Source organism: Pseudomonas sp. HMWF006 (genome assembly GCF_003061205.1).
Lineage (GTDB): Bacteria > Pseudomonadota > Gammaproteobacteria > Pseudomonadales > Pseudomonadaceae > Aquipseudomonas > Aquipseudomonas monsensis.
Window position 1 is genome coordinate 9,950 of the sequence record NZ_QAIU01000550.1, and the last position, 12,768, is coordinate 22,717.

Below are 12,768 nucleotides of genomic sequence, written 5' to 3' on the forward strand. Positions count from 1 at the left end.
ATTCAAAAGCGCCGCTCGGCTAAGAGCGGCGTTTTTATTTAAGTGAAAGTTGTAGCCTGTCCCCTTCGTCTAGTGGCCTAGGACACCGCCCTTTCACGGCGGTAACAGGGGTTCGAGTCCCCTAGGGGACGCCAATGCGGGAATAGCTCAGTTGGTAGAGCACGACCTTGCCAAGGTCGGGGTCGCGAGTTCGAGTCTCGTTTCCCGCTCCATATTCACAAAAACGCCGCTCAATAGAGCGGCGTTTTTGTATGCGCGTTTTTTGTGTTTGCCCTGCCTTTTACAATTTTCCTACAGCCGATCCGTGAGATCAGGACGCGTCTGACAGTCAGCGCGAGGCAATTCTGGGATAACGACTGGCCTTGCTCACCGAGCTTTTTCTGTTGATTCCGGAGATCCTTCAATGTCATTGAAATCAGTGTCGCGCGGCAGTTTGTCCGAGATTCGTGCCACCGCGTTTCTCGCGCTACCTCTGATGGTCGGCCATGTCTGCGCCGGGTTGATTGCCTTCGTCGACAACCTGATCGCCGGCAACCACGGCACCGACACGCTGGCGGCGGTAACGCTGGGCACCGCATTGTTGTGGCTGCCGATGCTGGTGCCGATCGGTACGTTGATTGCGTTGACGGCGTCGGTCGCGCGTTTACAGGGGGCGGATCGTACCCATGAAATCGCGCCGATCTTTCGCCAGGCATTGTGGCTGGCGCTGTTCATGGGGCTGTTGATGTTTGCATTTCTGAGCCTTGTGCCCCTGTTGCTCGCGCCTGCCGGGATCGCCGAGCAGATGATTCCCGGCGCTCAGGCGTTCCTGCATGCAGTGCGTTGGGGCAGTCCGGCGTTGACGCTGTTTTTCTGCATGCGTTATCTGTGTGAAGGGATGCACTGGATGCGTCCGACGATGATGTTCAGTTTCGGCGGTCTATGGGTGCTGGCGCCGCTGGGCTACGTGTTGACCAATGGCAAATTGGGCTTTCCCGAGTTGGGCGCGCAGGGGCTGGGGATCGCTTCGGCCGTGATGATGTGGCTGCAGGCATCGCTGTTCGCTGGCTATCTCTGGTTTGGCAAGCGTTTGGCGCATTTGCAGCTGTTTGCACGTTTCGATCTGCCGAGTCGCGCTGGGATCATGGATTTGTTGCGCACCGGCATGCCAATCGGCATTGCGATTCTGATGCAAGGCAGCCTGTTCATTGTGACTTCGTTGCTGATCGGGCGATTGGGCTCGACGTTTCTCGCGGCGCACCAGATTGCGGTGAACCTCGCGCAGCTGTGTTTCATGATCCCGGTGGCTGTGGCGGAGGCGACAACGGTTCGCGTGGGCCATGCGTCAGGGCGCGGCGATCTCCAGCGTGTCCGGCAAGCCGCTTGGGCCGGTTGCGTGATTGTGTTGCTGACGCAGAGCGTATCGGTCGTCATCTTGTTGTTGGGCAATGAAGCGATTGCCAGCCTGTATAGCTCCGACATCGCCGTCACGGCATTGGCCTCGACGCTGTTGTTGTTTGCCGCCGCTTTGCAGTTTCCCGATGGCTTGCAGATGCTTTCGGCGGGTGCATTACGTGGGCTGCAGGATACGCGCGTGCCAATGTGGCTGGCGGTTTTCTGTTATTGGGGCGTCGGTGTACCACTCGGCGCGGGTTTGGCATTTGGACTGGAGTGGGGGCCGCAAGGGATCTGGACGGGATTGATCACGGCGCTGAGCCTGGCGACGCTTTTGATGGGCACGCGATTTATCCATAGCAGCCGGGTCAGGGTGACTGCCATCAGTTGAAACAAAAAGGCCCGCCGATGAACATCGGCGGGCCTTTCGTTTGCCGGTGAGTTACCAGGACATCATCAAGCGACCGGCGAACAGGATCAGCACGACACCCATGGTGCGCTCGAACCAGTGCCCCATGCGCAGGAACAGCAGGCGCACCTTGGCGCTGGAGAAAAATAGCGCAACGATGACGAACCACAATGCGTTCACACAGCACATCCACAGGCCGTACAGCGCCTGGATGTTCAGCGGCGTGCTGGCGCTGATGATCGTGGTGAAGATCGCCAGAAAAAACAGCGTGGCTTTCGGGTTGGTGGCATTGGTCAGGAAGCCGGTGGTGAAAGCCTTGAGCAGGGTCTGCTCGACTGCCGGCTCGTCGACAGCTTTTTCCCCTTCAATTGCCGACTTGGGTTTGCTGCGCAACAGGCTGACACCCAGATACAGGATGTAGGCGCCACCGATGACCTTGGCCACGGTCAGCAGCCAAGGGGTGGTGTGCATCAATGCGCCGACGCCGAGCAATGTATACAGCACGTGCACGGAGATGCCCGCGCCGATCCCCAGCGCCGTGCAAATGCCCACGACTCGGCCGAAACGCACGCTCTGGCGGATAGTGACGGCGAAGTCCGGTCCGGGGGCGACCACGGCCAGAAAATGAATGGTGGCCAATGCCAGAAATTCGCCCAGGTAGTTCGATAACATCTCAGCTCCAGAAAGTCAGGGGTGAAGCATTGCCGCGGTAGCCGACAAAGAACGAAAGGCTCAAGCGCGGATCCGCCACACCCGGGGTTACCGAGTGCATGCAGCGTGAATTGAACATGATGAAATCTCCGGGATTCGGCCGTACTTCAAGGGTCGGAGGGCCGAGCAGGGCAGGGTCGATGCCATAACTGTCGCCACGCATTTCGTCGAACCGGTCAGCAGAAATGTCGTCATCCCACATCTGTAATGCGCCGCCTTCGGTTGGCATGTTCAGGTAAACATTGCAGGCAAACTGTGCTTCCAGGCTGCGAGCCTGAAAGCTGTCCGGGGCGTCTTTGGCAAAGATGTCGTGATGCGCGAGGAAGCACACTCCCGGTTTCACTACGCGTGACAACCCGACATACATTTTGCGCCCGTACAGGTTTTCCAGATGCGCACCGGCCGGCCATGACTCATCGAGCATGCAGCGCAGCGTGTCGACGGGAGAGGAGTAGGGCGCGCAACGGTTACGCAATTCAGCGATGTTGCTGGTTGCACGCTCGAAATAGTCTTCGATCAGCAGCGGCTGGTTTTCTGCCTCATAGAACGCCATGCCGATGCGGCCGATGCTCGGTGCGTTGATATAGCCTTCAAAGCCTGGAGCGAGGATTTTGTCGCCAATCTGGATTGCCAATGCTTCGGGCAAAAAGCCTTTGACGCGGATGGCGAGGACTTCTTCGTTGGCCAGTTTTTTTATGCACGTCTCATCGAGACGCTCGACGTCTAGCATCATTTTTTGTAGGTCCATCTATCGGTAGTCAACGGAACCTGCGAATGCGGTTCCCCGGCGTCGGGCGATGCGTGCTGCACCGCCCAAAATCCTTAATCCACGCTGTAGTGGACCGACAAGGTGCCCTTTTTCTGCGCAAGGGACGCGATCGTGACTGTGCCCAGATCCTTCAGGCTACGTACATGGGTGCCGCCACAGCCGTAGGCGGGCAGCTCACCGAAACCGATTTCACGCACTCCTTCGCGCAACGAGGTCAGGCGTGGCAGGTCGTGTTCTATCCATTGGTTGATGCCGTATTGGACGCTTTGCGCATCGACTTCCCGGGCACCTTCTGCCGGTTTGAATTGCACCCGGCCTTCGTCTGGCCAGTGGTGCGCCTTGATCGGCGTCCAGCCCATTGCCTGGATAAAGTGGCCAATCAGGTGGCCGGCCGAATGCATGCGGGAATTGAAGCAACGCTGTTGTTCATCGACGCGAATCTGCGTCATGCCAGGCTTCACCGGCTGATCCACGTAATGCACGATCCGGTCGGGTTCCTGCACTACGCGCAGAACCCGGCTTTCATCGATCCAGCCAGTGTCGCAAGGCTGACCGCCGCCTTGCGGATGAAACAACGTGGCGCGCAGCACCACGGCAAATTCGTTCTCGTGGGGCGTGCAGTCGAGGACTTCCACATTGGCCTTGAGCTCATCACTATGGAAAAAGAGGCGAAGCGTCATATTCCATGCCCTTATTAAAATTTCTATTTTTATTATATGAATCGTGCAATAACGTGATAATCCGTTCAAACATCAAAGGACTTGTGCGCTGTGAGCATAAATCTCCCGCTACCTCTGCTCGGTGAAATGGCGATTTTCGTCAAGGTTGTCGAGACCGGAAGCTTCTCTGAAGCGGCCCGTCAGCTTGGCTCCTCGCCGTCAGCCGTGAGTCGCAGCATTTCGCGACTGGAAAAGGCCCTGGCCACGCGACTGTTGCAACGCACTACCCGCAAATTGCGTTTGAGTGACGGCGGAGAAGAGGTCTTCAAGCGTTGTCAGGAGATGGTCAGTGCTGCCAGATCCGTGATGGAAATCAGCGGCCAGTTCACCCACGAAGCGGAAGGCCTGGTGCGGGTCAGCGTACCGAAAGCGGTGGGGCGCTTCGTGATTCACCCGCACATGCCCGAGTTCCTGCGGCGTTACCCCAAGGTCGATGTCGAACTGCTGCTCGAAGACCGACAGGTTGATTTGATCGACGACCATGTCGATCTGGCGATTCGTATCACGGATCGGCCGCCGGCCGGATTGGTCGGGCGGCAGTTGCTGACTATTGACCATCTACTGTGCGCCACACCGCAATACCTGGCTGAACACGGCACGCCGACGCACCCTCACGATTTGCTCAAGCACAGCTGCATTTATCTGGGGGAAACGCCGAGCGATGCGCGCTGGAAGTTCAAGAAAGGCAGCAAGGCGGTGACGGTGGGAGTACGTGGGCGATACGCCGCGAACCACACGGGGGTGCGTCTGGGCGCGGTGTTGCAGCACCTGGGCATTGGCAGCCTGCCGTATTTCACTGCCCGATATGCACTCGAACAGAAGTTGATTGTGCAGGTGCTGCCGGACTGGACCTTCCTCGCCTCCTATCATGGCGGACTGTGGCTGTTACATTCGCCGACGCGTTATCTGCCACCCAAGTTGCGAGTGTTTATCGATTTTCTGGTTGAGTGCCTGGAGAAGGAGCCGACGTTGAGCAAGCCAGCGAAGACGGGGGCGCCGAACAATCTGGCGATGGCGTATGAACTGCCGGAAAGTGAGGGGCTTCTATAAAGCAAAATATCGCACCTTCGGCAGCGCCTGCAATCCATGCAGGCGCTGCCGAAGGTGCGATATTTTGATCTGTGGAAACTTAGTGCTTGCTGTCCTGAGCGGACATCGCCAGCAGCTGTTTTTCCTGATTCCAGTCGAACGGTTCGTCGTTCTGTTCGGCTTCGTAGCGACGCTCTTCCAGAGCCTGATACAGGTCGATCTCTTCATCGGACAGGTAGTGCAGGCAGTCGCCGGCGAAGAACCACAGCAGATCGCGCGGGATCAGGTGGGCAATTTGCGGGTAACGGGTAATCACTTGAGTCAGGATGTCCTGGCCCAGGTATTGGCTTTCGATCGGATCGATCGGCAAGGATGCCAGCAGTTCGTCGAAGCGCTCCAGGAACAAGGCATGGCTTTCTTCGGGAACCTGTTCGGCCTCACCTACGGCGACCAGGATACTGCGCAGGTGGTCGAGCAAAACAAGATGATCGGCAACGACGTTGGACACGAGATAAGTCCTCAAGAGCAAAACGGGCGCGGGAGTATAAAGCTCCCGCGCCCGTTTTTATATGTTTGAGGGGATCAGCGGACTTTCCCCTCTGCCTGTTTCAGCTCCTCTTTGTCGAAATCATCGACGTCGATCACCTTGCGTCGTGCCGCTTCGGCATCGCGCAGACTCTGCGCTTCCGCCGGTTGCAACACCCCCGCTTCAAGTGCGGCATCAATGGCATGTTCGCCTGCGGCCGGTTTGACCTGACCGCTTTTCAGCGAGGTGTGCAGTTTTTTGTGCAGAGGCTGCGCGGCGTGCAACAGATCGCTGGCGTGTTGCAATGCGCCGACCGCATCGTCTGCCGATTGCGGGCGATAGCAGCCGGCAAGCAGCTCTTCCAGCGCCGGATCGCCCTTCGCGCGACCAATCACCCCGGCGACTTCGGCCCCCAGTTTGTCCGACGGGCCTTTGTGGCGACGACCGAACGGGAACACGATGACCCGTAGCAGGCAGCCGAAGACTTTGTTCGGGAAGTTGCTCAGCAGTTCATCCAGCGCCCGTTCCGATTGACCGAGGCTTTCCTCCATCGCCCAGCGCAACAGCGGTTCCATGTGCGCGGGTGAATCCAGATCGTGATAACGCTTGAGCGCGGCGGAAGCCAGATACAGGTTGCTCAAGACGTCGCCCAAACGTGCCGACAGGCGCTCGCGGCGCTTCAGTTCACCGCCCAGCAACATCATGCTGAAGTCGGCAAGCATGGCGAACGCCGCAGCCTGGCGGCTGAGGGCACGGAAGTAGCCCTGGCTGATTCTGTCGCCCGGTGCGTGTTCGAAGTGACCGAAGCCAAGGTTCAGCACCAGTGTGCTGGCGGCATTGCTCACGGCGAAACCGATGTGTTTGAGCAGCAGGCCATCGAACTCTTTCAGCGCCTGATCCTTGTCCTCGCGCCCGGCCAGAGCCATTTCCTTGAGCACGAACGGATGGCAGCGAATCGCGCCCTGACCGAAGATCATCAGGTTGCGCGACAGGATGTTCGCGCCTTCCACGGTGATGAAGATCGGCGCGCCGTTCCAGCTACGCCCGAGGTAGTTGTTGGGGCCCATGATGATCGCCTTGCCACCGTGCACATCCATGGCGTGGCTGATGCACTCGCGGCCGCGTTCGGTCAGGTGGTACTTGAGGATCGCCGACAGCACCGACGGTTTCTCACCGAGGTCCACCGCGTTGGCGGTGAGCATCCGCGCAGCGTCCATCATCCACGCGTTGCCGCCGATGCGCGCCATGGCTTCCTGGATGCCTTCGAACGCCGACAGTGGCACGTTGAATTGCTCGCGAATCTGCGCGTATTGGCCGGTTACCAGACTGGTGAACTTGGCCGCACCCGTACCGACGGCTGGCAGCGAGATCGAACGGCCGACCGACAGGCAATTCATCAGCATCATCCAGCCCTTGCCGAGCATTTCCTGACCACCGATGAGGAAGTCCAGCGGGATGAACACGTCTTTACCGGAGTTCGGGCCATTCATGAATGCCGCGCCCAGCGGCAAATGACGACGGCCGATTTCCACGCCCGCGGTATCGGTCGGAATCAACGCGAGGCTGATGCCGAGGTCTTCCTTGTCGCCCAGCAGATGCTCCGGGTCGTAGGCCTTGAACGCAAGGCCGAGCAGGGTCGCGACCGGGCCGAGGGTGATATAGCGCTTTTCCCAGTTCAGGCGCAGGCCGATGACTTCCTGACCTTCCCACTGACCTTTGCAGATGATCCCGGTGTCGGGCATTGCCCCGGCGTCGGAACCGGCGAGCGGGCCGGTGAGGGCGAAGCAAGGGATGTCGTCGCCACGGGCCAGCCGTGGCAGGTAGTGATTGCGCTGTTCGTCGGTGCCGTAATGCAGCAACAGTTCGGCAGGGCCGAGGGAGTTGGGCACCATGACGGTGGAGGCGAGGTCGCCGCTGCGGGTGGCGAGTTTCATCGCCACTTGCGAGTGAGCGTAGGCCGAGAACCCCTTGCCCCCGAATTCCTTGGGAATGATCAGGGCGAAGAAGCCGTGCTCCTTGATGTGCGCCCAGGCTTCAGGCGGCAGGTCCATCGCCTGGCCGATCTGCCAGTCGGTGACCATGGCGCAGAGTTCTTCAGTCGGACCGTCGATGAACGCCTGTTCCTCTTCGGTCAGTTGCGCCTTGGGATAGGCCAGCAGTTTTTCCCAGTCCGGACGACCGCTGAACAGCTCGCCATCCCACCATACGGTGCCGGCGTCGATCGCGTCGCGCTCGGTCTGCGACATCGGCGGCAGGGTTTTCTGAAACCAGTTGAACAGCGGCGCGGTGAAGTGTTGGCGGCGCAGGTCAGGCAACAGCAACGGTGCGGCGACCACCGCCAACAGGACCCAGAGCACCACCAGCAGCCAGCCCGGTGCATGACTGAAAATACCCATTGCCAGCAGATAGACGGCAACGATGCCCAACGCCGGCAGCGGGGCGACGCGCCGGTGGGCGAGATACGCCACGCCAACGATCAAAACCAGTATCCACAACAACAGCATATTCAGTCCTCCGTGAACCAAGGCAAATCGACCCTCCAGAGCTTAGACGGCATCTGTAAAACCGGGTGGTCAGAGCAAGGTGATTGAAATCGTGGGAAACCCCGGATGGTTTTCGTAGGTTCGGTGGGCAACACGTGTGGGAAATCGTTCGCTCATCCCGCGCCTTTGCGTCCAAGTTTGGCCGAAACGTCGTTATCTCTGTGCTTGGGCTGTCGCTAGACTCGGGGCTCACCCAGGAGAATGTCGTCATGCACGAGTATCTGAGTCCCGGCCGCTTCATCGATAGTGACCACCCCGCCGTGGTGGAGTTCGCCGAACAGTACCGTGGAGCCAGCCGCGATCCGCTCGCGCAGGCGGTCAGTCTTTACTACGCCGTGCGCGAGGCGGTGCGCTACAACCCCTACACCTTCAGTCTCGACCCGCAAACCCTGTGCGGCAGCTATGCCCTGGCGACGGGGGAGAGTTATTGCGTGCCCAAGGCCACGTTGCTGGCCGGGTGCGCGCGGCATTGCGGGATTCCCGCGCGCATCGGTCTGGCCGATGTCAGAAATCATCTGTCGACCCCGCGTCTGCTGGAGTTGCTGCGCAGCGACGTGTTCGCCATGCACGGCTACACCGAACTGTTCCTGAACGGGCGCTGGGTCAAGGCTACGCCGGCCTTCAACCAGAAACTCTGCGAACTGTTCAACGTCGCGCCGCTGGAATTCGACGGCATCCACGACAGTGTTTTCCACCCGTTCAACCGCGACGGCGCGCAGTTGATGGAGTACCTGGTCGATCACGGCCAGTTCGCCGATGTGCCGGAACAGTTCTTCTTCGAACACCTGAAAAAGTGCTACCCGCATCTGTTCGGCGATAAACAGGCGACGGTGCTGGGTGATATGCAGAGTGATTTGAGCCGTGTCTGATCCGGCGTATGCTGCCTGCCCACTCATTTGAAAAGAGGCGGTCATGCTGAAGATCTGGGGACGGAAAAACTCATCGAATGTCCGGAAGCCGCTGTGGGCCGCCGAGGAGTTGGGTCTGGCGTATGAGGCGATTGATGCCGGTGGCGCCTTCGGTGTGGTCGATACGCCTGAATATCGGGCGATGAACCCGAACGGCCGGGTACCGGTGATCGAGGATGACGGCTTTGTGCTGTGGGAATCCAACGCGATCGTGCGCTATCTGCTGGCCAAACATGCGCCGAACAGTGCGTGGTACTCGGCCGATCCGCAGGCACGAGCCATCGCTGACAAGTGGATGGACTGGACCACCTCGAGTTTTGCCGGTCCCTTCCGTACCGTGTTCTGGGGCGTATTGCGCACGCCCGCCGACAAGCAGGACTGGCCCGCAATCAACGCTGCGATCAAGGAATGCACCGAGCTGTTGAACATGGCCGATCAGGCGCTCGCCAGCCAGCCTTACCTGTCCGGAAGCGAAATCGGCATGGGTGACATTCCCCTCGGCTCCTTCATTTATGCCTGGTTCGAGATGCCCATCGAGCGTGCCGCACAGCCGTATCTGGAAGCGTGGTATGCACGGTTGAAGCAGCGTCCGGCGTATCAGAAAGCAGTCATGACCGCGTTGACTTGATAATAACTATCGACACACTTGACTGTACTTGTGTGGCGGCGGCAAGCACCATTGCGTTCGCGTGCCGTGGTTGTTTTGTTCGCCGCCCGGCCCAATCTTTCCTTTTCTTCCCTTCTTGGTGCGTAAATCCGATATGAGTTCCGCTCTGTCCATCCGGCAGCTAACCAAAACCTACGGCAACGGGTTCCAGGCCTTGAGTGGTATCGATCTGGACGTCGCCGAAGGTGACTTTTTCGCCTTGCTCGGCCCCAACGGTGCCGGCAAATCCACAACCATCGGCATTCTCTCGACCCTGGTGAACAAGACCAGCGGTACGGTGAATATCTTCGGCCATGACCTGGACAAGAACCCGGCAGCGCTCAAGCGCTCGATCGGCGTGGTGCCTCAGGAATTCAACTTCAACCAGTTCGAAAAGACCTTTGACATCGTCGTGACCCAGGCCGGCTACTACGGCATTCCGGCGAAAATCGCCAAGGAACGCGCCGAGCAGTACCTGACCCAACTCGGCCTGTGGGACAAGCGCGATGTGCCGTCGCGGTCGCTGTCCGGCGGCATGAAGCGTCGCTTGATGATCGCCCGGGCGCTGGTGCATGAACCGCGCCTGCTGATCCTCGACGAACCGACCGCCGGGGTCGACATTGAGCTGCGCCGGTCGATGTGGACGTTCCTCACTGAACTGAACGAGAAGGGCATCACCATCATCCTCACCACGCATTATCTGGAAGAGGCTGAGCAGCTGTGCCGCAACATCGGCATCATCGACCACGGCACCATCGTCGAGAACACCAGCATGAAACAACTGCTGGGCCAGCTGCACGTCGAGACCTTCCTGCTGGACCTGAAAACCGACTTGAACGTGGCGCCGCAATTGCTCGGCTATCCCGCCCGGTTGATCGACAGCCATACCCTGGAAGTCCAGGTCGACAAGTCCATGGGCATCACCGCACTGTTCACTCAATTGGCGCAGCAGAACATCGAAGTGCTGAGCCTGCGTAACAAAACCAATCGCCTCGAGGAGCTGTTCGTGTCCCTGGTGGAGAAAAATCTGTCGAAGGTGGCGGTATGAGTTCCGAATTCCGTCCCAACCTCGTCGCCCTCAACACCATTGTTTATCGGGAAGTCCGGCGCTTTACCCGGATCTGGCCGCAGACCCTGCTGCCGCCGGCGATCACCATGGTTCTGTATTTCGTGATCTTCGGTAACCTGATCGGCCGGCAGATCGGCGACATGGGTGGCTTCACCTACATGGAGTACATCGTGCCGGGGCTGATCATGATGTCGGTGATTACCAACTCCTACGGCAACGTGGTGTCGAGCTTTTTCGGCAGCAAGTTCCAGCGCTCCATCGAAGAACTGATGGTGTCGCCGGTATCGCCGCACACCATCCTGATCGGCTACACCGTTGGCGGCGTGCTGCGCGGCTTGATGGTCGGGGTGATCGTGACGATTTTGTCGTTGTTCTTCACCCATCTGCAGGTGCATCACCTCGGCGTGACTTTGCTGGTGGTGATTCTGACGGCGACGATCTTCTCGCTTCTGGGCTTCATCAACGCCGTGTTTGCGCGCAACTTCGATGATATTTCGATCATCCCGACGTTTGTGCTGACGCCGCTGACCTACTTGGGTGGCGTGTTTTATTCGATCACGCTGCTGCCGCCGTTCTGGCAGACCGTGTCGCTGGCCAACCCGGTGCTGCACATGGTCAACGCCTTTCGGTACGGCATTCTTGGTGTGTCGGATATCCGTATCGGCATTGCGATCACCTTCATGCTGGTGGCGACCGTGGTGCTGTATGTCGGTTGTGCGCGGTTGCTGGTGAGTGGGCGCGGGATGCGGACCTGATCCCAAACCGCGTCGCTGTCATCGCGGACAAGCCTGCTGCGACAGGGATTGTGTCGTTCACATAATTCCGGGCAAACCCGATTCTGTGAGAGCGGGCTTGCCCGCGATGGGGTTCATTCAGACGCTACAAAAAAACGGCCTCCAATGCGGAGGCCGTTTTGCATTCAGCGCATGCGGCTTTTCTTGCGCCGCGCCCATTGCCGCGCCACCCACCAGCGCCAATACATCATCACAATGCAGTAGGCGAGGGCACCGAGTACCAGCCCGCAGACCACCGAGCCCAGCAAAAACGGCTGCCACAACGTCGACAATTGGCCGCTGATCCATTCCCAGGTCAACTCATCCGGCAGATGCCGGGCAGGCACATCCATCAACCATGCCCCGGCCTGATAGGTGCAAAAGAACACCGCCGGCATGGTGATCGGGTTGGTCAGCCAGACCAGACTCACGGCGATCGGCAGATTGCCACGCACGGTAATGGCCAGCGCAGCGGCCACCAGCATCTGCGCCGGAATCGGCAGAAATGCAGCGAACAGGCCGACGGCCATCGCACGGGCCACCGAGTGGCGGTTGAGGTGCCAGAGGTTCGGGTCGTGCAGCAACTTGCCGAGAAAGCGTAAGGATTTGTGTTCCCTGATGCTCGTCGGGTCAGGCATGTAACGTTTGAATAAGCGCCGGGGCATAAGGCTTCTCGGTCGGTTAAGGCGGCAAGTATGTCTGGATTCTACGAAGCGCCCATTCAGACTTTGTGACAATTGTTGACGACGGTCGTGCCCGCCAAGCGCTATGCCTAAGTGCGGGACTCTCAAGGACGGGCTTATGCGCACAGGGATGATGGCGCTGGCAGTCGGTCTGCTGGTGCCGCTTTTTATGCCGGCGTTACCGCCGGTCGGGGTCGTGGTGCTGCTGCCGGTGGTGGCGTTGATGGTGTTGCCGTTTCGCAGCTATCCAGTGGCGTTTCTGCTGTTCGGCTTCACCTGGAGCTGCGTCGGTGCGCAGTGGGCGTTGAATGATCGACTCTCGCCAGTGCTGGACGGCGAAACCCGCTGGATCGAAGGGCGGGTGACGGGATTGCCGCAAACCAGCGATGGCGTCGTGCGCTTCGAACTTGCCGATGCCCGCTCGCGTCACGAGAAACTGCCAACGTTGCTGCGGCTGGCCTGGTATGCCGGGCCACCGGTCAACAGCGGCGAGCGCTGGCGATTGGCGGTGAAGTTCAAGCGCCCCGGCGGGCTGCTCAATCCGGATGCCTTCGATCATGAAGCCTGGTTGTTGGCCCAACGCGTCGGTGCGACCGGCACGGTCAAGGA

The 12,768-nt window shown here is 59.4% G+C and carries 13 protein-coding genes and 2 tRNA genes; 9 read left to right on the forward strand and 6 right to left on the reverse strand.

All coding sequences use genetic code 11. The features are described 5' to 3' along the window. The first annotated feature begins 58 nt into the window (after window positions 1-58). From DBR24_RS24765 to DBR24_RS24775, 3 genes are all read left to right on the forward strand, one after another. Window positions 59-134, forward strand: a tRNA-Glu gene (locus DBR24_RS24765). 2 nt (window positions 135-136) lie between these two features. Then, window positions 137-212 (forward strand) — tRNA-Gly (locus tag DBR24_RS24770). A gap of 191 nt (window positions 213-403) precedes the next feature. Continuing rightward, complete coding sequence (locus DBR24_RS24775) at window positions 404-1,765, forward strand: MATE family efflux transporter (RefSeq protein WP_128616051.1); 1,362 nt, start codon at window positions 404-406, stop codon at window positions 1,763-1,765. A gap of 51 nt (window positions 1,766-1,816) precedes the next feature. Here DBR24_RS24775 and DBR24_RS24780 read toward each other — a convergent pair whose 3' ends face one another. The 3 genes from DBR24_RS24780 to DBR24_RS24790 all read right to left on the reverse strand — a co-directional run bounded on the left by DBR24_RS24780 (window position 1,817) and on the right by DBR24_RS24790 (window position 3,943). Continuing rightward, window positions 1,817-2,455, reverse strand: a complete 639-nt coding sequence (locus tag DBR24_RS24780; RefSeq protein ID WP_128616052.1) for a LysE family translocator — start codon at window positions 2,453-2,455, stop codon at window positions 1,817-1,819. Window position 2,456: 1 nt separating this feature from the next. Beyond that, on the reverse strand, window positions 2,457-3,227 hold the full coding sequence (locus DBR24_RS24785) for a 2OG-Fe(II) oxygenase (protein ID WP_123466846.1): 771 nt from the start codon (window positions 3,225-3,227) through the stop codon (window positions 2,457-2,459). An 89-nt stretch (window positions 3,228-3,316) separates the two neighbouring features. Beyond that, complete coding sequence (locus tag DBR24_RS24790) at window positions 3,317-3,943, reverse strand: alanyl-tRNA editing protein (protein ID WP_123466844.1); 627 nt, start codon at window positions 3,941-3,943, stop codon at window positions 3,317-3,319. Window positions 3,944-4,033: 90 nt separating this feature from the next. Between DBR24_RS24790 and DBR24_RS24795 the strand changes: the two genes are divergently transcribed. Then, entirely contained in the window at window positions 4,034-5,032 is a 999-nt protein-coding gene (locus DBR24_RS24795; protein ID WP_128616053.1) for a LysR family transcriptional regulator, read from the forward strand. A gap of 79 nt (window positions 5,033-5,111) precedes the next feature. Here DBR24_RS24795 and DBR24_RS24800 read toward each other — a convergent pair whose 3' ends face one another. Both DBR24_RS24800 and DBR24_RS24805 read right to left on the reverse strand, forming a co-directional pair. Next, window positions 5,112-5,519 (reverse strand): PA2817 family protein, encoded by a 408-nt coding sequence (locus DBR24_RS24800; RefSeq protein WP_007967565.1) that lies wholly within the window; start codon window positions 5,517-5,519, stop codon window positions 5,112-5,114. Window positions 5,520-5,593: 74 nt separating this feature from the next. Further along, a complete protein-coding gene (locus DBR24_RS24805) occupies window positions 5,594-8,041 on the reverse strand; it encodes an acyl-CoA dehydrogenase (RefSeq protein ID WP_128616054.1) in 2,448 nt (815 codons plus the stop codon). A gap of 248 nt (window positions 8,042-8,289) precedes the next feature. On the opposite strand from DBR24_RS24805, the gene DBR24_RS24810 reads away from it, so the two are divergent. The 4 genes from DBR24_RS24810 (at window position 8,290) to DBR24_RS24825 (ending at window position 11,458) form a co-directional block, all read left to right on the forward strand. Beyond that, window positions 8,290-8,949: a transglutaminase family protein gene (locus DBR24_RS24810; RefSeq protein WP_128616055.1), complete on the forward strand. Its 660-nt coding sequence runs from the start codon at window positions 8,290-8,292 to the stop codon at window positions 8,947-8,949. A gap of 43 nt (window positions 8,950-8,992) precedes the next feature. Then, the gene (locus DBR24_RS24815; protein ID WP_128616056.1) at window positions 8,993-9,616 is read left to right on the forward strand and encodes a glutathione S-transferase family protein; all 624 of its coding nucleotides are present in this window, start codon (window positions 8,993-8,995) and stop codon (window positions 9,614-9,616) included. A 133-nt stretch (window positions 9,617-9,749) separates the two neighbouring features. Then, window positions 9,750-10,682 carry an ABC transporter ATP-binding protein gene (locus DBR24_RS24820; protein ID WP_123466834.1) on the forward strand — a complete coding sequence of 311 codons (933 nt, stop codon included), beginning with the start codon at window positions 9,750-9,752 and terminating at the stop codon, window positions 10,680-10,682. Then, complete coding sequence (locus tag DBR24_RS24825; protein ID WP_123466832.1) at window positions 10,679-11,458, forward strand: ABC transporter permease; 780 nt, start codon at window positions 10,679-10,681, stop codon at window positions 11,456-11,458. Before DBR24_RS24820 ends, DBR24_RS24825 begins: the two co-directional genes overlap by 4 nt. A gap of 164 nt (window positions 11,459-11,622) precedes the next feature. Here DBR24_RS24825 and DBR24_RS24830 read toward each other — a convergent pair whose 3' ends face one another. After that, window positions 11,623-12,141 (reverse strand): DUF2062 domain-containing protein, encoded by a 519-nt coding sequence (locus DBR24_RS24830; RefSeq protein ID WP_123466830.1) that lies wholly within the window; start codon window positions 12,139-12,141, stop codon window positions 11,623-11,625. A 136-nt stretch (window positions 12,142-12,277) separates the two neighbouring features. Between DBR24_RS24830 and DBR24_RS33635 the strand changes: the two genes are divergently transcribed. Continuing rightward, a partial coding sequence (locus DBR24_RS33635; RefSeq protein ID WP_371921352.1) for a ComEC/Rec2 family competence protein occupies window positions 12,278-12,768 on the forward strand: 491 nt, incomplete at its 3' end.